24 protein-coding genes and 1 pseudogene are annotated in these 26249 nt (G+C 37.3%); 18 read left to right on the top strand and 7 right to left on the bottom strand.

The window, feature by feature from the left end; all coding sequences use genetic code 11:
• The first annotated feature begins 334 nt into the window (after positions 1-334).
• A complete protein-coding gene (locus KO495_RS10995) occupies positions 335-1135 on the top strand; it encodes a hypothetical protein (RefSeq protein WP_215980455.1) in 801 nt (266 codons plus the stop codon).
• Positions 1136-1177: 42 nt separating this feature from the next.
• Positions 1178-2260, top strand: coding sequence for a helix-turn-helix domain-containing protein (locus KO495_RS10990; protein ID WP_215980454.1), 1083 nt, complete (start codon positions 1178-1180; stop codon positions 2258-2260).
• An 8-nt stretch (positions 2261-2268) separates the two neighbouring features.
• Here the strand turns inward: KO495_RS10990 and KO495_RS17545 are convergent.
• Positions 2269-2469 (bottom strand): annotated as a pseudogene (locus tag KO495_RS17545) (hypothetical protein); the annotation flags it as partial.
• A 211-nt stretch (positions 2470-2680) separates the two neighbouring features.
• Between KO495_RS17545 and KO495_RS10985 the strand changes: the two are divergent.
• Positions 2681-3505 (top strand): hypothetical protein, encoded by an 825-nt coding sequence (locus tag KO495_RS10985; protein WP_215980453.1) that lies wholly within the window; start codon positions 2681-2683, stop codon positions 3503-3505.
• A 110-nt stretch (positions 3506-3615) separates the two neighbouring features.
• Complete coding sequence (locus KO495_RS10980) at positions 3616-3957, top strand: zinc ribbon domain-containing protein YjdM (RefSeq protein WP_215980452.1); 342 nt, start codon at positions 3616-3618, stop codon at positions 3955-3957.
• A 76-nt stretch (positions 3958-4033) separates the two neighbouring features.
• On the opposite strand, the gene KO495_RS10975 is transcribed toward KO495_RS10980, so the two are convergent.
• Positions 4034-5140 (bottom strand): endonuclease/exonuclease/phosphatase family protein, encoded by a 1107-nt coding sequence (locus KO495_RS10975; protein WP_252738915.1) that lies wholly within the window; start codon positions 5138-5140, stop codon positions 4034-4036.
• A gap of 370 nt (positions 5141-5510) precedes the next feature.
• On the opposite strand from KO495_RS10975, the gene KO495_RS10970 reads away from it, so the two are divergent.
• Positions 5511-7943 (top strand): aminotransferase class V-fold PLP-dependent enzyme, encoded by a 2433-nt coding sequence (locus tag KO495_RS10970; protein ID WP_215980451.1) that lies wholly within the window; start codon positions 5511-5513, stop codon positions 7941-7943.
• 132 nt (positions 7944-8075) lie between these two features.
• Here the strand turns inward: KO495_RS10970 and KO495_RS10965 are convergent, their stop codons facing one another.
• Entirely contained in the window at positions 8076-8675 is a 600-nt protein-coding gene (locus KO495_RS10965) for a DUF308 domain-containing protein (RefSeq protein WP_215980450.1), read from the bottom strand.
• Positions 8676-8772: 97 nt separating this feature from the next.
• Complete coding sequence (locus KO495_RS10960; protein WP_215980449.1) at positions 8773-9243, bottom strand: hotdog fold domain-containing protein; 471 nt, start codon at positions 9241-9243, stop codon at positions 8773-8775.
• Positions 9244-9770: 527 nt separating this feature from the next.
• Here KO495_RS10960 and KO495_RS10955 point away from each other — a divergent pair.
• The 9 genes from KO495_RS10955 (at position 9771) to KO495_RS10920 (ending at position 16127) form a co-directional block, all read left to right on the top strand.
• Positions 9771-10643, top strand: a complete 873-nt coding sequence (locus KO495_RS10955; RefSeq protein WP_215980470.1) for a LysR family transcriptional regulator — start codon at positions 9771-9773, stop codon at positions 10641-10643.
• A 130-nt stretch (positions 10644-10773) separates the two neighbouring features.
• Positions 10774-11283 carry a tetratricopeptide repeat protein gene (locus KO495_RS10950; protein WP_215980448.1) on the top strand — a complete coding sequence of 170 codons (510 nt, stop codon included), beginning with the start codon at positions 10774-10776 and terminating at the stop codon, positions 11281-11283.
• 31 nt (positions 11284-11314) lie between these two features.
• Positions 11315-11446, top strand: coding sequence for a hypothetical protein (locus KO495_RS17675; RefSeq protein ID WP_289847620.1), 132 nt, complete (start codon positions 11315-11317; stop codon positions 11444-11446).
• Between the two features lie 258 nt (positions 11447-11704).
• On the top strand, positions 11705-12508 hold the full coding sequence (locus tag KO495_RS10945) for an enoyl-CoA hydratase-related protein (RefSeq protein ID WP_215980447.1): 804 nt from the start codon (positions 11705-11707) through the stop codon (positions 12506-12508).
• A gap of 157 nt (positions 12509-12665) precedes the next feature.
• Positions 12666-12986, top strand: coding sequence for a quaternary ammonium compound efflux SMR transporter SugE (sugE, locus tag KO495_RS10940; protein WP_215980446.1), 321 nt, complete (start codon positions 12666-12668; stop codon positions 12984-12986).
• A gap of 349 nt (positions 12987-13335) precedes the next feature.
• Complete coding sequence (locus KO495_RS10935; protein WP_215980445.1) at positions 13336-14157, top strand: DUF4241 domain-containing protein; 822 nt, start codon at positions 13336-13338, stop codon at positions 14155-14157.
• A 92-nt stretch (positions 14158-14249) separates the two neighbouring features.
• Positions 14250-14684, top strand: a complete 435-nt coding sequence (locus KO495_RS10930) for a GNAT family N-acetyltransferase (RefSeq protein WP_215980444.1) — start codon at positions 14250-14252, stop codon at positions 14682-14684.
• A 101-nt stretch (positions 14685-14785) separates the two neighbouring features.
• Positions 14786-15451 (top strand): hypothetical protein, encoded by a 666-nt coding sequence (locus KO495_RS10925; RefSeq protein ID WP_252738913.1) that lies wholly within the window; start codon positions 14786-14788, stop codon positions 15449-15451.
• 274 nt (positions 15452-15725) lie between these two features.
• Positions 15726-16127: a HAMP domain-containing sensor histidine kinase gene (locus tag KO495_RS10920; RefSeq protein ID WP_215980443.1), complete on the top strand. Its 402-nt coding sequence runs from the start codon at positions 15726-15728 to the stop codon at positions 16125-16127.
• Between the two features lie 90 nt (positions 16128-16217).
• Here the strand turns inward: KO495_RS10920 and KO495_RS10915 are convergent, their stop codons facing one another.
• A complete protein-coding gene (locus tag KO495_RS10915; RefSeq protein ID WP_215980442.1) occupies positions 16218-17111 on the bottom strand; it encodes a LysR family transcriptional regulator in 894 nt (297 codons plus the stop codon).
• Positions 17112-17220: 109 nt separating this feature from the next.
• On the opposite strand from KO495_RS10915, the gene KO495_RS10910 reads away from it, so the two are divergent.
• Positions 17221-18099 (top strand): N-acyl homoserine lactonase family protein, encoded by an 879-nt coding sequence (locus KO495_RS10910; protein ID WP_215980441.1) that lies wholly within the window; start codon positions 17221-17223, stop codon positions 18097-18099.
• Between the two features lie 174 nt (positions 18100-18273).
• On the opposite strand, the gene KO495_RS10905 is transcribed toward KO495_RS10910, so the two are convergent.
• Positions 18274-20211, bottom strand: a complete 1938-nt coding sequence (locus tag KO495_RS10905) for a methyl-accepting chemotaxis protein (RefSeq protein ID WP_215980440.1) — start codon at positions 20209-20211, stop codon at positions 18274-18276.
• A gap of 328 nt (positions 20212-20539) precedes the next feature.
• Between KO495_RS10905 and KO495_RS10900 the strand changes: the two genes are divergently transcribed.
• Genes KO495_RS10900 through KO495_RS10890 form a run of 3 tightly spaced genes read left to right on the top strand, consistent with a single transcriptional unit; the run spans position 20540 to position 23987 of the window.
• Positions 20540-21721: a thiamine pyrophosphate-dependent dehydrogenase E1 component subunit alpha gene (locus tag KO495_RS10900; RefSeq protein WP_215980439.1), complete on the top strand. Its 1182-nt coding sequence runs from the start codon at positions 20540-20542 to the stop codon at positions 21719-21721.
• 2 nt (positions 21722-21723) lie between these two features.
• Positions 21724-22701, top strand: coding sequence for a transketolase C-terminal domain-containing protein (locus KO495_RS10895; RefSeq protein WP_215980438.1), 978 nt, complete (start codon positions 21724-21726; stop codon positions 22699-22701).
• A 26-nt stretch (positions 22702-22727) separates the two neighbouring features.
• Positions 22728-23987 (top strand): dihydrolipoyllysine-residue acetyltransferase, encoded by a 1260-nt coding sequence (locus tag KO495_RS10890; RefSeq protein ID WP_215980437.1) that lies wholly within the window; start codon positions 22728-22730, stop codon positions 23985-23987.
• Positions 23988-24136: 149 nt separating this feature from the next.
• On the opposite strand, the gene KO495_RS10885 is transcribed toward KO495_RS10890, so the two are convergent.
• Positions 24137-25993, bottom strand: coding sequence for a M2 family metallopeptidase (locus KO495_RS10885; protein ID WP_215980436.1), 1857 nt, complete (start codon positions 25991-25993; stop codon positions 24137-24139).
• Positions 25994-26249: the final 256 nt, after the last annotated feature.

Below are 26249 nucleotides of genomic sequence, written 5' to 3'. Positions count from 1 at the left end.
TCATAAAAGTAATTTTTACAGATATTTCAATTTGTTAAATATCTCTTAAGCCGAGTTCAGGTTAAATAGTGTAGTTAACCTCAACTTGGCTTAATAAACCTTTTTTACTAACTTATTTAACTAACTTATTCGTTAGATTTACTTGTAATAGTTCCCTATTGGCGCGTAAGTTTTCTTTGAAGTTAGTTAAATATGTCATGTTTAACTCATTGTTTTTATTTTTCTTTTTATTTTTTTACGTTTAGGTTGTTAATTTTTATCGAGAGTGACAACGAAAAAAAATTTTCATGCATAGTTTACTCGTCAATAACGACATTGATTTGAGGGAATAATAATGAAAAAAACAATAGTACTCGCGCTAACACTTTCAACAACCGTAATGACCAGTAGTGCTTTTGCGAAAACAACGCCATGTAATACGGTTATGGCACCTGCGCAGGTTGCTCATAGCCAGTTTAATTTACATATTGACGCGAGCCAATCAACATTTGCTCCAGGGTTTGCGAGTAAAGGTTTGAAGATTCATGCTTTTGCAGAGCAAGGTAAACTTAATATTAGTGGTTCAGGTGGTAATGACCATGTAAATAGTGACGGCTTGTATTCATATCATCGCTTAAGTAATACCCACGCTATTGAACAAAGTGTGTCATTTGAAAAAGGGGCATATACAGTAGATTACTATTTTGACGATGAAGACTCTGGTGTATTCAGACAAGTTTATTCGGGTGGTCAAACGGTAATACAGGGCGACTTTTCTGTTGAAAATAAGCAAACTGAATTATTAGCACCCGAGAGTTTAGCCGGTTACACCGTTGCCTTACGCATTAAGCATACTGAGTCAGTATTACCTGGCGGGTACCCTAAAGATGCGGTTGTTATTCAGCGCTATGACGTTGATACTATGACCGGACGTGGCTTTGGTAAAGATACGGTAAATTTTACGGGCAATTATCAGTTTAATCGTACCTCCAAAACCACGGCAGTAGAGCAAAATTTGCAAATTACGGAGAACTTTTCATTACCGTACATTATGACTTATCAATTTGAAACGAAAAACTCAGGCACTTGGTCGCAAAATTTTGCCGATGGTTTAATTATTTTTTCAGGCTCGTTTGATCTTTTTGCGAGTGAGTAATAAAGCGCTTTATCACAGCAAGCTCATTTAAGGACACTGTAAATGTTAGTCAATGAACTTAGTCAAGTTTGGTATATTATGAGTGCTACGCTAGGCTTGTGGACTTTTCTAAGTTTATTGCGCAGCCCCCAAGGCGACATTATTGCTAATCGATTAATGTCGCTGTTTGTACTTTGTTTAAGTATACCAAGTATTGACGCTTATCTTTTTCAGGCAGGCTATGAAACGCCATTATGGTTATATCATGCACGGGTTACGTTAACATTACTTTATGGCCCGCTGTTATGGATAATTATTAATCGTATCGTGTTAAATAAGCAACCGTGGTATTGGCAGTTAAGCCATACATTACCTTTTGTGTTTTTTAATAGCTTGCTTATTATCAACACTCAGTTTCCTTTTAATGTTTATTTACCGCTATTAGCACTACAGCTACTGAGTTATACAGTATTATCTATACGAGTATTATTTGAACATAAGCATAAACTGAAAAGGCTTCTTGGCGCGCATAAGTTTACCAGCTTTTATTGGTTATTATTTCTCGCGATGACGCTACTCGGGTTAGTCATTTTTGATGTGGCGATATGGATATATACGCTAACCAGTGGCTCGCCAAATATTTCGCTTGTTAATGTAATAGCTTCACTAATTATCGCATTGACTAATATTATCGCGTTATTTTCGCTATATCAGCCTAATTTATTTTTTAATCACCTCATTAATATTAACATTGAGCAAGCTTCGGCTAATGATAGTCAATCATCTTATGATGGATTCAGTGCTGAAGTATCAACACAGTTAGTGCAACAATTAGCGTCTTTAATGAGTGTTGAGCAGTTATACTTAGATGGCGATATTAGCTTAGCCCAACTTGCAGGAAGGCTTAATATAAGTAGTCATCAGCTATCCGAGTTGTTAAACAACGTCATTAATCAAAGTTTTTATGAGTACTTAAATGAGTGGCGTTTAAATTATGCGTTGGAATTATTAAACAATGATAAATTTAAGTTAACGATGGCTGATTTAGCTTATCAAGCAGGCTTTAATAACAGAACGAGCTTTTATCGGGTCTTTAAACAAAAAACAGGGTTAACGCCAACGGCGTATAAAAAGAAAATGGGTTAAAAATATGTTTATAACATTAGGGCTGTTGATCTTTCGTGATTGTTTTTGCAGTTTTTTACAGCTTTTTGTGTTGGGTATTTATACAAGGCAGAGCCTTTGTCGTGTGGGTATTCAGAACAATAAGCTCCTGCATTGTCTAATAAACTACACCCATGTAGCGTCACATAAAAAGTTGATAACACAGTAAAAATGACCAACAAACGCTGTCCGCCGCGATTAAAACGCTTTTATCTCGAACAAAACTTAACCGCGAAAGAGCAACAGCCCCTAAGCTTTTGCTGGTTTTATTAACCTTGAGTTAACGCTGCTTTTTAAATAGTAATAAGGCTATAATGCGGTGATAAAGTTAATTACGTTTTTTAGTTATCTATTTTCAATTAGTTATATTTAACTATTATTTTTAATAAAGGTTAGCCGTTAATGTTATCTTCGCTGTTTAAAGTAAGCCCTTTTCAAAACCAGCCAGTTGTTGATGAAGCAAGTAGGGCGTGGATTTTTGATAGCTTTGTTTGGTGCATTGAACAACTTGACGGTGATTTTTTTTACCAGCACAGTGAATTAGTGCTGCCCAATAATAGTTTTTACCCAGGCAGCGCTAGCAGTGCGGTTGCCTTAGCCGATATTATTTTTGCTAATACTCTTAAATATAGCGGCATGAGTTCATGGCCAATTAAGTTAGTATCAAATGAAAATTTTTATCCAAAAGCTATGCCGCAGTTGCTTTTTAAAACAGCATTACGCGGGGATACTTGTCAGATAGCAAATCAGGTTGAAATTGACACCATAGACATTCCTTTTCATGTTAGTCAGCTTAATCAACCTCAAGATTTAATCGCCTACTTAGTCCAGCGAAAAGCAGGGATTTTAGTCAATCAGCGTGGAGTTATAGCGCCTGGTGGCAAAGATGCGTTTGCGCAAACTGTTGATCTGGTTGCTTGTTTTATGGGCTTTGGTGTTATTTTTGCCAATACTGCCTATCAATTTAAAGGCGGTTGTGGTTCGTGTAATAACCGTAACCTTAACCGACAAGCGGCATTACCTGAATTAGAAACCGTTTATGCGTTAGCTTTATTTTGTGTGCTTAAAGGTAGTGATATTAAGCCGGTTAAAAAAGCATTAAAAGCACATCTTTATAAACCGTTTCGCCGTGCTCATAAAGAAATATCACAGTACTTACGTGAAACCACTCACCCTACTCATGCGCTGTTAGCACTAACTAATCAGCAATTACTTACGAATAACTAATTGACTAAAACTAGTCGCACAAGGGCTTAATATTGCTTAGTGTGTAGGTTTTAATCGTAACTTTTCACTGATAAAATAACGGTGAAATAGACTAATTAAATAAGTTAACAATGAGTGAAATAATGCCCCCTTGTCCTAAATGCCAGTCTGAATATGTTTATCAAGATCAATCATTACTCGTTTGCCCAGAATGTGGGTTGGAGTGGGATCCTGTTGAAGCGAGCGCTGACGACAATATTAATGTTAAAGATGCAAACGGCGCTTTATTGGCAGAAGGAGACAAGGTTACAGTGATTAAAGATTTAAAAATCAAGGCAAGTTCACAAGTAATCAAAATTGGTACTAAAGCGTTGATCAGACGCATAAAAGACAGTAAAGATCATGAGCTTGATTGCAAAGTCGATGGTGTTGGTGAAATGATGGTCACCGCTAAGTATGTAAAAAAAGCTTAATACACTACTGCGGGGAGTGCTGTTAACTTAGGGTGAATCTTTTTAAATTATAGTTAAGTTATAGTGTTGTGGTTAATTACTCTCTTAGTGTTAGGGTAATTAAAACAATGCCATGATCAGTGCTTTCACCGTCACGATCGAATATTGGGTTAATTAAATGTCTATCATAGGTGTGATAATGACTCACCTCATACAAGCTGTCATGATAACTAGCATCAAATTCACACGAAAGTAAAATATAGTCGAGCACTGAGCTGCTGGCGCCAAAATAGTGAGTGGCATTACGGGTTAGTGTTTTACTTTGGTTTTCATCTTCATTTTGAGTTAACGCTTTGTGCTTAATTTTATCAGTTTCATCTAGCTCATCGTTTTCATTACTGAGTAGTGTTTGAAATAAGTGCCATGCGTCATATAAACAATATTTAGCAAGATAAGCTTCACTATCAATTGTAGAGGCAAAGCGTAAGCTGTGGGTGAGTAGGTGGCTTAATACTCCATCTGCTAAGGTGTTGTTAAAATCACCCATGAGTACCATAGGGTGATTGGTAGTTTCACGTCGTTTTATTATATCGACCATTAGTAATGCCGCTTCGCTGCCGCGCTGTACCGTTGAGCCCCAACTTCCAGCAACTTGCGCTTTAAGTTGCTCAATAATACTTTGCTCACCAGAATAACTGTTATTACTGTCATCAAAATCTAGCATTGAACGCTTTGATTTGAAGTGCACAACATAGCAATCACAATGCCCAATATGAGGAGCATCAACAGTTGCTCTTAATACTTGTCGACTAAAAGCAAAACCTTCACTTAACCCAAGCACTTTCGCAAGCTCAATATCGGGCTTTACCGCGTTGATTTCAATAATAGGGTAGCGTGAGGCGAGGGAAACCACAGGGTGTTTATAAATAAAGTCATCAATGACTTGAGGCTCATCAACCACTGCAAAATATTTATAGCCCTGTGCAGCAACTAATACTCTTAACGACTCAACACTAAAAACCTCTTGAAAACCAATAATGTCAGGTTGGTATTCTTGTAAATAGTTGATGATCCATTGCTGCTTTTTCTGCCACTGTTCGACACTATAAATACGTTCAAATTCATAATAGGCATTAGGAGGCTCAAGATAATTAAATAAATTGAACGTGGCTATTTTAAGTTGAGTATTTTCAATGTTTTTCAATGATGAAGCGTAATTAATAAGCTTTTCATCTGCAGTTTTTTTGGGGCTGATAATGCTAACTCGACTGGAGATTAATGGGTAATTATAGTGTATCAGTTATAGCCTATCACTTATTAAAATGTTGGGTTGTTTTTTATTCTATTAATTAAATTAAATTTAGTTGTATTTATATTATTTAATGTAGTTGTTAGTTTTTATTTTTTATATTTTGCTTTTTTTTGAAATTAAATACCTTTTTGTTCTGATTTGTACGTTAATACGCAAAATAAAACTGCCTATGACATGACACAATTATCTTATGAATATTAACGCGAGTAACGCTTAAAAGTAGCTACCCGTATTATAAAGTCACATAAGAGATTTTACCCTGATGATAATGCCTAACAATACGCAACCTTTTAGTTTAGTTTACCTTGATGCTAATGCGACGACTCAAGTGTTACCGCAAGCAGCAGCTGCTGCGCTAACAGCCATGGAAACACAGTTTGGCAACCCAAGTAGTAGCCATATTAGCGGACTACAAGCAAAAAAAATGATGGATAAAACTCGCCAGCAAGCAAAGGCAGTTATCGGCGCTGATGAAGGGAGCGTTATATTTACCAGCGGAGCTACCGAAGGTATTCAAACTGCTATTTTATCAGCATTGCTTGCTGTGAAAAAAAGTCGTGCTACGCGTATAAATGACGCTAAGAGTTACAGTTTATTATATGGTGCAACAGAGCATAAAGCGGTAGCTGAATCCCTCAAACATTGGAACGATATTCTAGATATTGGTGCGACCGTAAAAGCGATACCGGTCAATAGTAGCGGCCAGCTTGATTTAAGCTTTATTGCGAAAGAAGTTCCGAATGCGTTAATGATTTGCACTATGGCTGTTAATAATGAAACAGGGGTTTACCAAGATATTGCTTTATTAGATAAAACGATACGTGAACATAATCCTCAAGTTGCATGGATGGTAGATTGCGTACAAGCATTAGGAAAAACACCTTTAAACCTAGCTAGCACCAGTATTGATTATGCTCCTTTTAGTGGTCATAAACTCTATGCCCCTAAAGGCATAGGTTTTTTATATGTTAAAGAGCATGCACCATTTACACCAGTCATTGCTGGTGGTGGTCAAGAAAGTGGCTTACGATCTGGCACTGAAAACCTTCCAGGGTTAGCGGCATTAAGTGTAATTTTTGATATGCTTTTAGCTGTGGATCATCAAAAAAATGCGCAGAAAAGTGCGTTAGTAGAAGAACAAGAGCGAAGTAAAACACCTTTTGCTCCCATTGAAACCTTACACTTATATCGTCAGCAGTTAGCTTCTGCTTTGCAAAAAGCTTTTCCGACAATTGTTTTTAATCATCGTTTTGACAACTCGGTGGCGACCACGCTGAATTTTGCCATTCCAGGTTTTAGCTCAAAAGAAATAATGGACTTATTTGATGCTGCTAATGTACGGGTTAGCTCAGGATCTGCGTGTAGCTCTAAGGTGACGCGTAGTTTTGTGCTAGATGCTATGGGGCTACCAGCGTGGCAAAGTGAGTCTGCAATTAGAATGTCTTTTGGCCCAGCAATGACACCTGCTGACATTGATATTGCTTGTGAGCGCATCTTGCTAATCGCTCAAACGCTAGCCAATAGCTGTTTAACGCCTGATAGTAAAGTGGCTATCAGTACTGCCGTCAATAGTCATGATGACAACAGAGATAAAGCCAAAATAAATGGCTTGGTACAATATAAAGTCGGTGGCAGTTGTACTTGGTTATATATTGATAATAAAGCAAAGTCAGCCTTTATTATTGACCCACTAGCGCAAGTAACTAATAGGCTTAGCACTATGCTTAGCTGTCAAGGGCTGCACTTAGCTGCCGTTATTGATACTCATGGTCATGCAGATCATCAATCTTGCCGTACTGACATTGCTAAAGCTTGCTTAAGTACACAACAGAGTGATGAGTTAGGTTGGCCGCTTAACGCGCATAGTGTGATTTTTGGCGAGCAAGAATACCAATATATAACGATTGGTGATAAATGGTTATTAAGAGTTGTCACGCCAGGACATACCAATGACAGTATTAGTTTGCTGTTGTGTGATCCAGTGACTAAATCATCAACGCATTTAACGGTGTATTATGCCTTTTGTGGTGATTTGATTTTAATGGGCAGCTTAGGTCGTACTAATTTTGATAATAGTAGTGCGCTCGCAATGTATGAAAGTTTACAGCACATACAATCACTTATTGGTGTTAATAGCCTTATTTGTCCTAGTCACGATTATCATCATGAGTTTACTACCAGTATCGCTGGTGAAGTTTCTCGTAATACTCTACTTGCACAAGTGATGAACAATGAAATAAGTAAAGACGAGTTTTCGCGTATAAAGGCTAATTTAGATAAAACCATTATAGATGAAACTGGTCATGAAATTATGTGTGGCGCACTCAGTATTAAGCCATGTACTAATACAAGTATTAATAATGAACATAGCGTTGCTGCGACTAAGCAAAAGACTGTTATAGAGCAATATAATAGTGACTCTCTCGCAAAGGCTATCAAGCAAAAAGAGCTATTACTTATTGATATTCGTGAATCACATGAATACGCCTTACAGCACGACGCACAGTTTACTTATAATGTGCCGTTAACGCGTTTAGTACAGTTTGTAAAAGAGCATAGCTACGATAAATCAAGACCATTAGTACTCATTTGTCGTAGCGGTAGTCGCTCTTTACTAGCTGCTCAGGCGTTAGTACGTTTAGGTTTTAATAATGTTGGTAATATGCAAGGTGGTTATGCGCACCATCGTTATTAATATAAGCATTTATCGTTGAAACTGGTGAGTGAATTAACTAGTTGAGTAAAGCAAAGTAAGCCAAAAAATAACGCCAGCATTTATGCTGGCGTTATTTTATAAATATTAATTTCACAATTAGAAGTGCTAAGGTTAGTTGATTATTTTTTCTTGTGTTTTACTCATGTGATTAGCAATAGTTAACAAGGCAATGCCATCAAACAAAAACGTTACGCCAATAATTAGCCCAACAATCCAAGCGCTGGAAAATGGCCAATTTGTTAGAACAATAACACCGAGTATGAAAGACAATATACCATTGAGTATGTTAAATATTTTGGCTGAAGATTGTAACTGAAAGGCAAGCACAATAGCGCTGAAGCCACTGATTAATAAATAAATGGCAATTAATAAGCCTAATACCCCAAGTATAATTGCAGGATGCGTAAAAATAATAAGCGCTAGCGCGGTTAGTACAAAAGGCTTAAACCATAACGAGATATTACTGTTTTTGTTATGCCAAGCGTTAAAAGCTAATGCAAATGCTGCTAATAAAAACATAGCACCAACGTAAGCGTTAAGCGCAATGCCTATAAAGCTAGGCGCTAAAATAGCTAAAACGCCAATCAATATCATTATAGTACCAATGGTTTTAGTATTTTTTATTAACGCCAATTTGAATTGTTGTGCGCTGGTTTCGCGTGTTATTTCAGAGGCTTCAGGTTGCTCAGGGGGGGAAATAATGTTGCTCATGTTTTATCCTTAAATGTGTTTTTATTATTGTCTAACTATTGTTTTACTATTGTTTTACTATTGTCTTAATTTTAAAGCATATTTATTAGTAGGGAATTTATTTGCTTGGCTTTTCTGATATCCAAAGTTTAATAGTGCCTTTCACGACAACTACATCATTTTCATCGTAAGCGGTAATATTAACCAGCATATCGCCGGGCTGCCAATCCTCGGCATTCACTTTGGCGACACAACGAATATCACTGCCCGCTTTGGCGGTGTAATCTACGGTCATCCCTTTAGGTATCCACCGTAGGTGCTTTGGAATAGATGACTCAGCCATTACGCCCATCGCCATTTCTAAACCGTTACAAATCGCAATAACATGCACGGTTTTTATATGATTAAAAACTTTCTTTCGCTTTTTAATTAAACACGTACATTGATTAGGGGATAACTCTGAAATATACGGGCTAATTGTTGCAAAATAAGGTGCTATACGGCTGACAATTATAGAGAATATTTTTTTACCGAACGGATATTTTTGGAGCTTGTGATACAGGGATAGTGTTTTATTCATATTGCTCATTATCGCGCTTACCGTTTAATTTAAAGGTGGCTTTAAAGTTAACTTATCACTCGACGTTATTATCTACAAATAAATGTTATTTTATGAGTGTGTTAGCGTGAATTTATAGGTTGGTTTTCACCTTCAGCAGAGGTTGGTAGACAGGTGAGAAAAATTCACCAGTAAAGTGAAATTATCTCGTTTGTTGATGAGGATTGGAAAGCATAAGATAGTTTCACTTTCTTAGTCTCCCCGATTATTTGAAAGTTATTGTTTGTGGTAATTGTCTAAAAATTATTTTTTAAGGTGGTTATTAAATTGATAAATTGTTTCATTTGTAGACTTAAGGGCATTTTTATGCCCTTTTTTTTGCCATTAACCCCTGACTTTATAAGCTAGCTAAAATGGTGCAAACAATCTTAATTGGTGCAATCTTCAAAATTAAACGACCGTAAAAATAAAAAATATTATTTAAAATCATTGCTTTATGTTTTGGAACGTATTTTGCTATATGTGTTTGTCGTCATCAATATAGATTAATTATGCCAATTCAAACACCAATACGTGGTTTACGTTCTTTTTGCGTCGCTTCAAAATGTTTAAGCTTTAAACATGCGGCTGCACAGTTATTTTTAACTCCTTCAGCAGTTAGCCATCAAATAAAGCAGTTGGAGGAGCAGTTAGGCTTTATTCTTTTTGAACGTGGTACTCGTTCAATTGAGTTAACTCGCTCAGGAAAGCATTTCTATCAATCAATACAGCCTATCATCCATCAATTAGAGTCAACTATTTCTGAGTTTACTAGCAGCCAAAAAAATAAAACTATTACCATCAGTTTGCCTGAGTTTTTTGCTAGTGAGTTGTTTATTCCGCGTTTAAACGAATGGTCAGATAAAAACCCAGAAGTTAATCTTCAATTACAAACCATTAAAGCTGATGATGCAGCAGTACAAACAGCTGACTTATCAATAATGCTTGCAAATGGTAAGCCTAATGCGAGTATCGTTCACGAACTTTTTCCTATGCGTTATGTTGCTGCTTGTAACCAAGAGCTCTATCGAAAATTAAAAATAAAAGGGCACGAAGCGCTAAAAGATACTCCACTAATTTTACATAGTTCTCGTCCTTGGTCTTGGCATAAATGGGCAGATCATGTAAATGTACACGACTTTGACCCTAAACAAATCATTCAGTTTGACAGTATGTATGGCGTAACCCGCGCAGCGCAACAAGGGCTAGGGATTGCACTAGTGCCTATGCCTATAACCAAAACATGGTTTAGTGAACAACTATTAGTGAAGCTGTTTGATGAGGAGTTAAATACAAACGATCGCTATTATTTAATACAGCATGACAATATGGAAAAAAATCTTGAACTCACATTGTTTTCAAATTGGATTAAAGCAACATTTGCACAGTAGTTAAATTAGCTATGTCACTATGGGTGAAAATTATTCACTCAATGGGTTTATTTTGATCGTTTGTCGACTCAATTATTAACTCTTATAGTAAAGCTGCATCAACAAGGTGTGCTGCTTAAGAGAGATAAACATGAATTGTAAACCTATTTATTTAACCACATTATTTTTAGCATTGAGTCATTCAGTTGTAGCTTTTGCAAGTACTCCCCCGTTAAAGGTAGCTGTTATTGAAGGAGCAACGGCAACGAATGACTTAGTAAAAGGAAGTTCTAAAGCGAGCATTTATAAAATAAAAAGTAGCTCTAAGGGTATTACCACCAATGACGATAAAATAAACTTATGCGTTGCTTATTTACAGGCAGGCAAATTAAAAAAGTCTGAGTCAGCTTGTACTGCTGCAATTAATAGTATTGAAGCGATGAGTTTAGAAAGCGAAAAAGCACTCTATTTAACGTCTTTAAGCTATAGCAACCGCGCTATATCTCGTTATAAAAATAATGATATATCTGGTGCTATTGAGGATTTAAATACCGCCGTTTCTATTGACCCAAATACAATTGCGATGAGTAATTTAAATGTAATTAAACAGCATTTATATACCTCAGTTACTGACCGTTTAACAGCAACGTCAAGCTTATAATAGGATATAACAGTTAATTGGGAGCTTTAACATGCTAAAAGTTATAATTAATAATATTTCTTCTGTAGTAAGTTTGTTAAGTAATATGAACTACTTATCAATTAGCCAGTGGGATGTGGAGCAAACGGACTCGCCAAAATCGGCTGATAATATAAAACCTTAAGGTAACTTATAGGTATTAGGCTCAAGAAGATAGGGCGAAATAAAATGAAAAACCTGAACGGTAGCAAGCATTTTATCAATACTGAACGCGTATTATGTGTTGATAAAGTGATATTGCTACCATGATTAAATAAGCACCATCGACTTCAAAAAAATAAGACATCAACCTTACCTAAATGCTTTTTCTTGCATTAATATACGAGAGTGTGACATCTTCAATTGATAATAATTACTTTGTATATAAACTGAGTCTATCAATATGCCTACTTTTCAATTTCTAACCTTAACGCTCGTTAATCGTGTTTTGCATTTACAGCTTGCTCGCCCTGAAAAGGCAAATGCGATGAATAAAGTTATGTGGTTTGAAATAGGGGAGGTGTATCGCTGGATAGCCACTCAGGACAACATTCATGCGGTGGTATTAAGCGGTAAAGGTAAACAGTTTTCTTCAGGAGCTGATATTAATTTCTTATTGCAAGTGATGGAGTCAACAGAGAACTTTCAAGGTGATAAAACTGAACACTTACGTTTAGCTATTTTGAATATGCAACAATCTTTTTCGGCTATCGCTGAATGTCCTGTACCTACTATTGCCGCAATTCATGGGGTATGTGTTGGCGGTGCTATTGATTTGATTTCTGCCTGTGATATTCGCTTAGCGTCATACCGCTCTTATTTTAGTATTATGGAAACTCAATTAGGTATTCCTGCTGATATGGGAACCTTACAACGGCTACATAGTAATTTATCTAATGGGCAACTACGTGAATTAGCTTTTACTGCCGCTATTTTTTCAGGGCGAAAAGCGAAACAATGGGGCTTGATCAATAATATCTATTTCACGCGTAAAGGGTTAATGAAAGCCGCTTTTAAGTTAGCAAATACTATTGCCGAATTACCTAGCTATGCGGTTCAGGCAACTAAACGTAGTTTAAATGTAAATACCAATGCTATTGTTGCTGAAGGGCTAGATACCATCGCAACCATTAATGCTGAATTGTTACCCTCACCAGCAGCAACCTCGCAAATAGCAGCACTTAAAACAAAGTTAAAAAAGTCGTAGACTTAGAGTAAGCACTGAATAACTTACCTAATAATATAACCCAACAGTTACTTAATGGTTATTTAACTTGATGATCAATGGTAGTGGCTCTTACTCGTTAGCTAGAAAACTATATTTCTTAGAAGTGTGGACGACCCCTATATTAATAGAGGTGTATATGAGTTGGTTTATTCTTTTCATAGCGGGGCTGCTTGGGATTTTTTGGGCGATTGGGCTTAAGTATTCTGATGGTTTTACCAAGTTTTGGCCGAGTGTTGGTACAGTGTTATCACTCGTCGCCAGTTTTATATTGTTAGGTATCGCAATGAAAGACTTACCTGTTGGTACAGCTTACGCAATATGGGTAGGTATTGGCGCTGTTGGCACAGCTATATTAGGTATTATGCTGTTTAATGAGTCAGCAGATATACTTAAAATAGTGAGCCTGGGTTTTATTTGTGTGGGTATTATTGGCCTTAAGTTGGCGCATAATGCTTAGTAGTTATTTTGGGGGGCTACTTAGGCGGTTATTTGAGGAGAAATAATCGCTTATTTTTGTCACTTGATTTTTATGTTTCATTGCAACTGTTTGAAATAATATCCGTTTACACTGAACCCCAGTAACGCTCAATCTTTGTTAGTAATAAGCAAAATATTTTTGCTATCTCTAATACTATTGTTGTAACCTTCATTGGCTTTTTCATGTTAATTATTGCTAGTTATTTAACTTTAGTTATAGCCAACCAGTGTCAATGATTTATGGTGGCGTGTAGTGCTTAGCAAAAAGTTCAGGTTAAGTTAATTATTTTTGCCATGGTTTATGGCATCAGGCAGTATAAGGATATTTTATGCCATACCCAAATGGACCTGAATGGGCAGCGTTACAAAATAGAATCATCACTAATGAAGATGGTAAAATTGAGCTAAGTACTGTTGCTTGTGGCAAGTTAAAGCTTCCTTCTGGGCAGTTAATGGTTTGTGACCCTTTTGCTGCAATGAGTAAGTCAGGTAATGCATTTATTCAAGTTAAGCCAGGGGAATACGAGGTTATTGTAACCGTTGCTGATGTTAGTGCTGATTTAGATGGTAGTCATTTTCGTGAAGCTTACGCGAGTTTAATTCTTGATGAAACCCAGGCTGAAAGTACGCGACAACCTCTTGAGCTTACCCTTACAGAGGAGCCACCTCAACAACCTCTACAAGACGATGAGCTTTATGGTTACGGTGTTGATGCTGGTACCGCTTGCTTTGCGGATGCACAAACTATTAAGTCGGATATGCCTGACGAAGATACATGGTATGACGATTTATTTGAAAGTGAAAATCATGATAGCTGGTTTGACCAAATGGATGATGAAAAATTAATCCGTCGTGGTATTGCTAATATTAGGCTGCCGTTAACTAATAGTGATAATAATTTAATATTATTTCACTCTGGTTGGGGAGACGGGTTTTATCCCGTTGTTGGTGGTTACAGTGCAGATGGCACTCTTATTGCGATACATACCGATTTTCATGTTGTTGAATTGTCTGAAGATGAAGATGAAGATGAAGATGAAGATGAAGATGAAACCACCGATTCAGCTACTCAACCTTTAGTAACTGAGTCCTCAGTTAACGCTGAGGTCATGACTAGAGAGACTAAACCATTGTGGAAATTCTGGTCATAGTACTGCTAAATTATAGCGCTTTCCTCGTTTATTATTTATGTTAACTAACGGTCAAAACCGCGTTATGTGGGGTTAAATGGATTTCAGATTATATGATTAGAATTGCAACCATGCATGACTTAGAGGGCATTCTTCGCCTATACAAGGAACTCCGTCCTTTTGATCCAAAGCTAGAGGCTGACTTTGCCAAAGAAAAGTGGGCCGATATCATTAATGACAGCCAAACATTTATCGTGGTCGCCGATATTAACGGTCAATTAGCCTCAACATGCGCTTTGAGTCTCAATAAAAGTATTGCTAATCAAGCAAGGCCTTTTGGCATTATCGAACACGTTATTACGTTAAATAAATTTCGCCGCCAAGGGTTAAGTAAAAAAACGCTAGAGTTTGCAATTTCTTTAGCTTGGAAAAGTAACTGCTGTAAAGTGATGCTGTTGTCTGGGGAGCAGTTACAAGGGGCTCATTCTGTCTATGAAACTGTAGGTTTTAAAAGCGGTATAGAAAAAGGTTTTGTTATTAAACCCTAGGAATAATATAGAGTTTACTAATGTATATGTGAGAATACTCTAACTATATGTTCAATTAAATTTTTCGGCACTATGTGCCTTTTTTGCAAAAGGATTTCACGATGAAAACGGTATTACTTTTATTAATCACGGTATTTTCAGGAGTAGTTATGGCAACACAAAGTACAGAGCCTTTGCCTCAACATTTACAAGAAGAAGTGTCGGTAGACATTAAAGAAAGAACACTATATCCCATTATTAAGCCTGGTGACTGGGTTGGAGTAAAACATGGTGCGGTTTATTCAACCTTGGTTGGCACTAAAGAAAGCCCCGAAGTAGTCATAGGTTTTGGTTACGAGACCACTGACAATTTTATATTTTTAACGCACCAAGAGAGTAAAAAGATTGACTTAAATGTTGCGGTTGCAACAGCCTTTAGCAATATTGATGCAATGGACGTCACTTTTATCGCCGCTGAGGCACTTGATAACCAAGTGCTAACCGCCAGTGGTCAATCTTTTAGTAGTGAAGCGATATTATCTAAAAAGCAGATGTTAAAAGCTCACAAGATGTTAAAGGCTGAAAAATTATTGGTTTCAATTGCAAGAAGAACAGGCTTGATGGTGATATCAAAAGAGGCCTCTGAAGAGTTATTAAATATGTTTGTCTATTTACATCATGATGCATGGAGTGATGATAGTTACGGTAATGCTCCTATAGCGAATATGCTCTTTGTTATGGAAGAAGGGGAAATAGTGGGAACTATTCCATTAAGTACTAGCGAGTAACACCTTTAGTAAGCAGTAAAGACGGGTTAAGCTAACTCTTCTCACTCGAGCTAAGCTTTTCTAGTCAAATAGGTATTCGCCACTGAATGAGGCGTTATTTTTATTAAAATATAGCGTTAGTAGAATTAACTTAATATCCTACGAGAATTTTCTCGCGACCCATTAGTTGCGTAAAACTTAAAGGAGTATGTGGTGAGCACACCTGAAGAATTAATTAAATCATTTATCGTTGATTACAAAATATGGAATGACACTCCGGTTGAACTATTGTTAGATGACAAGTTTTACAACTTACCCTGCTAAAATGTCGCAAGTCTTTACCAACATCATATCAAACTCGGCAGTACACGCTTTTGAAGCAAACGAGGAGAGTAATGAGGGCAAAATTATTATTTCAGCAAAGGTCTGTAACGATATTTTGTCGATTAACATTAGTGATAACGGTCAAGGGATGACAGATGAAGTGAAAAGTCATATCTTTGAGCCTTTTTACACCACAAAGCGTGGTAAAGGTGGAACCGGCTTGGGCTTAAGTATTGTTCATAATATTATTAAAAATAATTTAAATGGTGAGTTCAAAGTAGAGTCAACTTTAGGTAAAGGCACGTGCTTTAATTTAGAGCTACCTTCATTGAGCAATATTAATAAAAGTCTTAGTCATAAATCTGCTGTTTAATTATTTAATGTTATTTCTCATGTGAATCGATTATTTAGCTACAGTATTAAAGTTAGTGATTAGTCGTAGTTGCGGAAAGTCGATATATTTCTAATTAATATAATCGTTAAAGTAATTGACTACAAAGCTTTTAAACAATTCATGAGAGGTTGCTAACTGTATATTTTTATGAAATATCATATTGAAATCTAACGTTCGGTATTGGAAATGATGTGGCTCTGTAATTTGCCATACACTTTGCTCTTCAAGCTCATCTTTAATAAAGAAATCCAGAAATATTCCCACCCCCATACCAGCAAGTACCGCGTTCTTATAACTAAAAGCGTCGTTAATCGTAGTGAATTGATCAAGAGGTTTTTTAATGCCAATTTTTTGCAAATAAGTGCGTAAGGTTGATAAGTTGACGTAAGAGGGGATTAGCAGTGTGTCGGTTATCATTCGTAGCTGATCAGCTGGGGCTAAGTTTTTGGTAAAGCTAGCAGGAGCACATAAAATAGTACAGGCTCTAAAGAGTTTAGTAGAGCGTACTTGAGAGTCACTTAAAAAGCCCCCTCGAAAAGCAAAGTCAATATCTTGCTCAATTAAATCCAAATTATTGTTGGAGGTTATAATGTCGAGTTTTATTTGTGGATATTGCTTAGTAAACATTGCTAACATTGACATAACGCGACCTTGAGTCAATATTTGTGGCAAAGTGATGCGTAGGATACTCGCGGTATTTCGTGTATCGTTGGAAAATACCGACTCAGCTTGGGCTAAGCTCGTTAATACACTCTTACATTGATGATAAAAAGCCTTACCTTCACCCGTTACCTTGATGTTTTTGGCATCACGTATAACTAAATCTGTACCATAATATTTTTCTAATATTGATAGGTGTTTACTCACCGCTGATGGGCTTAGATTTAAGTAATGAGCCGCATTTTTTAAGCTTTTCTTGTCGATTATCGCTACATAGCTTTTATAGTAAGTTAATTTATCCATCTGACTTCTCTTTAAGGTTCCATTTGTTCACCTTTATTGTGATTATACATCACTTTTTTTCATTTTTTAACTGCCCTATACTTGGTTCAACTTAAAGAGGAGTTCAAAGATGAAAAAATTAATAAGCAAAATAATAACAGTGTCTTGCGTAATGCTGTTGTCAGCAACCGTAAGTGCTAAGACTATATCTATAGAAAGTTTAAACGCTAAAAGTACGGTAAAAATTAAACTTTATGTACTTGACTGTGGCACGATTCAAGCGAGAGATATGTCACTGTTTAACCCTTTGCTCTCTACACGAAAACCGATGAATATGGCTGTTCCTTGCTATGTTATTAAACACCCCACTAAAGGTATATTGGTGTGGGATGCTGGTTTACAAGATGACATCGCGAAATCTAGCCATGGTGTAGAAGCGCATCAAGGCGTGTTCCATTTAACTGTAAAAAGAACGATGCTCTCCCAGTTAAAAGAAATAGGGGGCGAGCCAAAAAATGTTACTTATTTTGCTCCCTCCCACTTGCACTTAGATCACAGTGGTAATGCTAATTATTTCACGCAGAGTAAATTATTAATGCAAAACAGTGATTACCAGTTAGCTTTTTCAAAAGATGCTGCTAAGTATGGTTTTGATGTTAATCACTACTTTGAACTTAAAAGTGCTGAACATGTGCCGCTTAATGGTGACTATGATGTTTTTGGTGATGGCTCTACTATTATTTTAAGTACTCCTGGGCATTCACCTGGACATCAGTCACTGTACCTTAAACTAGTGAAAACAGGCGATGTTATCTTAAGTGGTGATCTTTATCATTTTGCAGAAAATAGAGCTAATTATGGTATACCAGTATGGAATGATAAAAAACAAACAATTCAATCATTTGCCAAAATTGACCATATTTTAGATAATACCTCAGCCAGTTTATGGATTCAGCATGACCCAGAAGAAGCTAAATTAAAAAACATGTCACCTAACTTTTATGATTAGCAATAGCAAGCGGTTAGATATTTATACAACTAAAAATTATTAGTAAAACTGTCGCTGAAATACAAGTCGCTAAGAAGGTTTTAGTTACTTGTATTTCAGCGGTTAATTTCGATTAAATGTTAAATGCTAGTTCAGGTTATTTGCTAAGATATTTATAATTACGTTAAGCTGTGCTTAGCTAGCAATTTTCAGAGTTTGGTTAATATCTTCAACTTGGTTATGAACTTGTAATGATATTTCACGAGCGAGTTCTTTGGATTGTCCAACCTCTTTATTTACGCGTAACATTGCTTGCTCAAAGGCGTGAAAATGCGATTTTTGCTCTGTGATATGCCCTAAAGTTTCGCGGGCTACATTCGCTGATATTTGCGCTTGTTCACTGACTTGTTGGGCATTTTCTTTTAACGCTAGAGCAACATGTTGCTGTTTAGCTGAGGCTATTTCAATAGCCTCCATGGTTTGTTTAATCGAGTGATTGTCAGACTGCAATTGTTTTAATTGGTCATTAATTTGTTGCAGTGAGTCTTGGGTTCTTCCTGCTAATTGCCTCACTTCAGTAGCAACCACGGAAAAACCACGCCCATGTTCACCAGCACGTGCTGCTTCAATGGCGGCATTTAATGCTAGTAAATTAGTTTGATCAGCAATCGCGCTAATCACTTCAATAATTGAGCCGACACTGTTAACTGACAGCGCAAGTTGGTTAATAGCTGCTTTGCCCGATTGTGCGGCGCTATTCGTTGATTGGCTTGCTGATAAAGCATCATCTACTTCGCTTTTACTGGCTAACATGGCTTCTTGAGTTAACTGTGCATTGGCAGTAGCTTGTTCAGATAACTCGTTCACTTGGTCGCTCGCCTCAGTTAATGCAAGCATGATTTGATGGACAGTATTTACTTCATCGTTGGTATTATTCGCTGTAGTTTGAATGATGGCCGTTTGATTCTTCATGGTTTCTAGCGCACCAGAAACTAAGCTTAACTGCTGTGATTTTTGTGTGGCCTCTTGTGCTAATTGTTGCACCATTTGATTAAAACTGGCGGCAATTTCACCAAGCTCATTATTAGGATTAATATTTTCGATAATATTAAACTGACCTTTCTCTATTAAATTGACAAAGCTGTTTCGAAGTAAGCGTAGTGGCTTTAGTATAATACGATGTTGTAAGAAGTGATTAATCAGTAAGAAGACAACCATAGCGCTTAATAAGACTATAATAATGACGGTTAAGTCGTTAAGGTCTTGCTCTTGTTGAGCGTTAATTGTTTTTTCAGCATCAAAGATAATTTTTTCAAATACTGTAATGTTATTTTTTAATAAACGTAAAGTGTCACTTTGTTGTTGATATAAGTTGAAAGTACGATTGAGCTCTTGTTGGTATCGTTTACTAATGCTTTGTAATTCAGCGAGGGCTTCATTGCTTAAATCAACAGCATCGTCATCATTGTCTACCAACTCATCCTCATCAATCTCTTCTAATATGCCTAACGCTGGAAATGTTGAAAGTGCTTTTATAGCCGTTTTTACCTCAGTAAGCGGAACTTCTATTATAGCTAAGCTATTGTCATTATTTCCTTGTAATGCTTTTGCTCGCGCCATAACCAAAGCACTTAAAGCGCTGGCTAATTGTTCAGTCGTTATTAAATAATGTAAACGTTGTGCTTCGGTAATAGTAGAGCTTGCTACCGCAAAAGTGGCTAGTTGATGGTTAAGGCTAATTAAACTGCTTTCGCTATTAATAAGTAGCGCGTCTAAGTTACCACTGAGCTTTCCCGATGAGCGAAACTTGGTTACTAACAGAGTTTTAAGCGCTAAAGAGAAATCAATTATTTGTTGCTGTAGCGCTTGTTGGTTTATTGACTTTGCTTGGTTAATAATTGCATCAAGTTGTGTTTCTGCTTTAGTGAGTAGCGTTGCATCGCCGTGTTCAAGGTATTGGCTTATTGTTCGGTTGAAATCAATTGCGACAGCAAATTTTAACTGTTGGTAAGCCTTTATACGTTGCTTACTGGTAGTAAGTGAATCACCGACCCAAAAGAGTGAATATAAAAAAGCTAAAATAAAAATAATCATGGCAAAAGACGAGAGTTTAAAAAAGCGAGAGGCGCGCATGGTGTAAGCCTATTAACAGAACATAGAGTAATAACGACAACTTTATTGGCTTTTTATGACTAGATGATGACAATGTCGATTAAGGTGTAAACAAAATTGCTCACTTGTTCGAAAATATTAGCTAAGTCATTAGGTGTGATTCTTGATTGTCAGTTAACGTAAAGGTAAGGTTTGTGAAGATTATTACGGTTTATTAGCTATACTCAACAACTAAATAACCTCACTCAATACTACATTTCGATAGTAAGGTGAGCATAAAAGTAGATGCTAATAAATTATCCTGCGGCAGCGTATCTCTACGCTGAGCGAACAAAGATAAGAGAACATTATGAATAATGAACTTTATAATGACGGACCAATAGTGCATCAAGCCACCTTTATTGATGGTAATAGTGTCATCATTCCTGAGTTAAAGCTGCTAGACCAAGATGGTAATACCTATCCTGGTGCAGATTTACCTGACATTGATAAAACCCTAGCAATAAAAATATATAAAACCTTAGCATTTCACCGTGTACTCGATGAGCGCATGGTTGCGTCACAGCGCCAAGGCCGATTAAGCTTTTACATGACGGCGTTAGGCGAAGAGGCTGCCAGCGTTGGCGGCGCTGCTGGATTAGAGCCACAAGATATGATCATGACGCAATACCGTGAGCAAGGGGTATTAATGTTTCGTGGTTTTAGTCTTGAAAACTTTATGAATCAGCTGTTTAGCAATGCTAAAGATTTAGGTAAAGGGCGTCAAATGCCTATCCATTACGGCTCTAAAGAGCTTAATTGTATGACAGTATCTTCAACATTAGCGACGCAAATTCCGCAAGCGACTGGTTATGCTTATGGGCAGAAGGTTCAAGGGTTAAACGCTATTACCTTATGTTATTTTGGTGAGGGTGCAGCATCTGAAGGCGACTTTCATGCTGGTTTAAATATGGCAGCAGTGCAAGAAGCTCCTGTGGTTTTTTTCTGTCGTAATAATGGCTACGCTATTTCAACACCAGCAGATGAACAGTACAAAGGTAACGGCATAGCGTCACGCGGTGTTGGTTACGGTATTAAAACTATTCGTGTTGATGGCAATGATATCCTGGCCGTGCTTAAAGCAATGCAATTGGCTCGTGAGTATGCGGTTAGTGAGCATAAACCTGTGCTTATTGAGGCAATGTCGTACCGTCTTGGTGCACACTCTACTTCAGACGACCCATCAGGTTATCGAACCAAGGAAGAAGAAGCAAAATGGCAAGCCAATGATCCTATTTTACGTATGAAAAACTGGCTACTTAAGCAGGAGTGGTGGGATGAAGCACAAGAAACAATACTATTTGAGCAACTTAGAGAAGACATACTTGCCGCTGTGAAAGTTGCTGAAAAAGTAGATAAACCTCATATAGATACCATGATAACTGATGTTTACGATGTGCCAACACCGCAACTAAAAGCACAGCTTGAAGCTGTTAAAGCGCACGTTAATAAGTACCCTGAATCTTACCCATTTACGGCAGGAAAATTTTAATCATGGCTCAAATGAATTTATTACATGCAATTAATAATGCCCTTGATATCGCAATGGCAGATAACGATCGTACCGTATGTTTTGGTGAAGATGTTGGGCATTTCGGTGGTGTTTTTCGTGCTACAAGTGGCTTACAAGAAAAGTATGGTAAAACCCGTTGTTTTAATAGTCCGCTAGTAGAGCAGGGCATTATTGGTTTTGCCAATGGTTTAGCTGCGCAAGGATCTGTTGCTATTGCCGAAATACAATTTGCGGACTATATCTTCCCAGCGTTTGATCAAATTGTGAATGAAGCCGCTAAATTTAGATACCGAACTGGTAATGAGTTTGATGTGGGTAAGTTAACTATTCGTGCTCCTTATGGTGGTGGTATTGCTGGTGGTTTATATCATAGCCAATCGCCAGAAGCTTACTTTGCTCATACGCCAGGGCTAAAAGTGGTTATTCCTCGTAACCCATATCAAGCCAAAGGCTTATTGCTTGCTTCAATTCGAGATGATAACCCCGTGGTGTTTTTTGAGCCGAAGCGTTTATACCGTGCATCGGTTGGCGAAGTGCCAGAAGAAGATTACCAATTACCTTTAGGTAAAGCAGAGGTGGTACAAACGGGTAAAGATATTACGCTATTGGCTTGGGGCGCTCAAATGGAGATCATTGAGAAGGCCGCTAAAATGGCAAGCGAAGATGGTATTTCATGTGAAATTATTGATTTACGCACCATAATCCCTTGGGATATTGAAACCGTTACTCAGTCTGTGATGAAAACTGGTCGTTTATTGGTGAGTCAAGAGGCCCCTTTAACAGCAGGCTTTGCTAGTGAAATAGCGGCAACTATTCAAAATGAATGCTTTCTTCATTTAGAGTCACCTATTGCGCGAGTTTGTGGTTTAGATACACCTTACCCTTTAGCGCTTGAAAAAGAATATATTAGTGATCATTTGAAGGTTTATGAAGCCATTAAAACGAGTATTAACTTTTAATATTTACCCAACTACAGGAACAGAACATGAGTATTGATTTTATATTACCTGATATTGGTGAAGGTATTGTTGAATGTGAGCTGGTTGAATGGCTGGTTAAAGAAGGTGAAACCATTGCAGAAGATCAGCCTATCGCTGATGTAATGACAGACAAAGCAATGGTGCAAATACCCTCAATGCATTCAGGGGTTGTTGAAAAGCTTTATTATCAACAAGGTGATATTGCAAAAGTACATGCGCCGTTATTTTCAATGACGCCGAATGAAGATAAGGATGCGGTTAGTCACTCGGATACAAGTGAGGCCCAAGCGAGCAAAATAGAGCCGACAACAAGTTCTGAGCAAGTTGCTACTGTAGTGAGTAAGCTTGAGCAAACACCCGAAAAACTATCCCCATCGAAAAACTCTCAAGGAAAAGCGCTTGCTAGTCCTGCCGTTCGTCGTGTCGCCCGTGAATTAGATGTGAACATTCATGAGGTCGATGGTAGCGGTAAAAAAGGTCGAGTATATAAAGATGATGTTGTTGCCTTTACTCAACAGAGTATGACGCCAGCAAGCTTACCGGCCCAACATAGCGTTGGCGGTACACGTGTAGAAGCAATTCGTGGTATTAAAGCGGTAATGGCTAATGCAATGCAAGACAGCGTTAGCACCATCCCACATTTTACTTATTGTGAAGAGATTGATTTAACAGAGCTTATTGCATTACGTAGTGCGTTAAAAGAGCAATATGCAAAGCAAGATATTAAACTAACCATGATGCCATTTTTTATGAAGGCAATGTCGTTAGCGTTGAAAGAGTACCCCGTTATCAACTCAAAAGTGAATGCGGATTGCTCTGAAATAACTTATTTTAACGATCATAATATTGGTATGGCGGTTGACTCCAAAGTCGGTTTGTTAGTTCCTAATATCAAGCAAGTACAAACTAAGTCAATTATTGATTTAGCACATGATATTTCTCGTTTAACAACTGATGCTCGTAATGGACGAGTAGCGGCAGGTGATTTAAAAGAGGGAACTATTACTATTTCAAATATTGGTGCTATTGGTGGGACAGTTGCAACTCCAATTATTAATAAGCCTGAAGTTGCTATAGTTGCTTTAGGTAAAGTACAAAAGTTACCACGCTTTGATGAGTTTGGTAATGTACAAGCGCGCAGTATTATGCAAGTTAGCTGGTCTGGTGATCATCGTGTTATTGATGGTGGGACTATCGCGCGTTTTTGTAATTTATGGAAATCTTTCTTAGAGCAACCAAGTAACATGCTAGTGCATATGAGCTAGTGAAGTTATAGCAGTGAAGTTATAGCCGTTAAGTTTACTATAAAAGTACTTCAAAGGAATAAAAAAGCCCCGTTATTGTCATGAATAACGGGGCTTTTTGATTCGCTAAGAGTGCTATAAGAGCCGAATTAGCCCAATAGCACTATGTGCTAGAAACCACACTGCTTACCTTGGTTTTTATCTTTAAGCCATACATGTAAAGGAGCAAAGTAATCTAAAATGGCTGTTGCATCCATTTGCTCACTACCCGTTACAACTTTATAAGCTTGTTGCCAAGGTTGACTAGAGCCCATTTCAAGCATAGTGTTTAATGCTTTACCCGCTTCTTTAGAGTTGTAAATAGAGCAACGGTGAATAGGGTCGGTATTACCTGAAATTTCACATAACGCACGGTGGAATTCAAATTGTTGAATATGCGCTAAGAAATAACGGCTATAAGGAACGCCACCAGGAACATGGTATTTAGCGCCAGGATCAAAAGCATCAGCGTCACGCGCTACAGGTGCTGTTACACCTTGATATTTTTCACGTAATTCCCACCATGCTGTGTTGTAGTTTTCAGGGGAAATTTCACCTGAGTAAACTTTCCAGCGCCATTGATCAACCATTAAACCAAAAGGAATAAAGGCTATTTTATCAAGAGCCTGCTTCATTAATAAGCCAATGTCTTTTGACTCATCTGGAATAGTATCAATTAAGCCGATTTCTTTTAAGTATTTAGGAGTTACCGATAATGCAATTGTATCGCCAATCGCTTCATGGAAACCATCATTTGCACTGTTTTGGAAATACACTGGTTGGTCTTTATAGGCGCGTTGGTAGAAGTTATGCCCTAATTCATGATGAATAACGTTGAATTCTTCCCCTGTTTTTTGAATACACATTTTAATGCGTAAATCATCTTTAGCATCTAAATCCCAAGCACTAGCATGACAAATAACATCTCTGTCTGCAGGTTTAGTAAATAAAGAACGTGTATAAAACGTTTCAGGAAGTGGTGCAAAGCCTAATGAAGTAAAGAACTTCTCAGCACCTTTAACCATGCCTATTTCATCGTAATTATGCTTTGCTAACTGCTTAGTAACATCGTAGCCAGGATCAGCATCTTCAGGTGCCACTAAATCGTAAATGTTACCCCACGATTGTGCCCACATGTTACCTAATAAATGAGCCGGAATAGGTTTGTCTTGTGCAACTTTATCAGTACCATAAGTTTCACCAAGCTCTGTACGAACATAACAGTGTAAGTCTTCATACAGTGGCTTAACTTGACCCCATAAGCGGTCTAATTCGTTCGCAAAGTCATCTGCAGGCATATCGTAATTTGAACGCCACATAGCGCCTAAATCTTTATAACCTAAACCGTTGGCACCTTCGTTAGCAAGCTCAGCTTGACGAGTATATAAATGTTTCATTTCAGGGCTAATTTCACGCCAGCCTGTCCATAACTCAAGTAACTCATCGTAATCACGTGATGTTGCCATTGTTGAGGTCATATCACCTAAACTCAGTTTTTCACCTGTTTTAGTTGTGTAGCTACCTTTACCATAAATGCTGCCTAACTTAGCACCTATTTGCGCTAACTCAGCCGATTTTTTAGAGTCTTGTGGTGCAGGCAATACTAAACTTTGCTTTAAAAAGTTTAATTGACGACGTTGAGTGGCATTCACTTCAACATTATCAAACTTGGCAGCTTGCATAGCAAATCGTACACCAGCTTCAGTTGATTTTTGACTAGACTCTGCTGCAAGTGATGCAGTATCTTCGGTAATAAAGTTAGCATAAATCCATTGTGCTCTAGCGCCTTCTAGACCTAACGCTACCATTTCTTTGGCGACATCATCTAAAAATACTTGTGCGTCTTTAGCCGTTAATGGTGCGGCAACTTTTTCTGCATTATTTTGAGTAACCGGTGCGGTTACGGTTTCTTTGTTACAGGCAGTTAATGAAGCCGCTATAACTAAAGCTAAGCCCGTTAACTTAAACGTTGTTGTTATGTTTTTCATTATGATTAACTAAATTTTTATTAGAATATTGGTGATTGCTAGTATATAAAAAAGTTGAATTGATTCAACTTTTTAGCAAAATTAACTATGAGGATTTTAGCTAAGTAAATAATAAAAAAAAGCCCTCTTTAAAAAAGAGGGCTAAAGACACAACATGAAATAGTTACTTAATAAACATATTGTTACTACAAGGGAGAATGAAAACTAACAATATGATATCGGTGATGGTTGATCTTTACTGTATAGCTATCGTAAC

The organism is Colwellia sp. D2M02, from assembly GCF_018860755.1.
GTDB lineage: Bacteria > Pseudomonadota > Gammaproteobacteria > Enterobacterales > Alteromonadaceae > Colwellia > Colwellia asteriadis.
The sequence above is the reverse complement of the archived record's forward strand: the minus strand, read 5'-3'. Positions and strand labels throughout refer to the sequence as shown.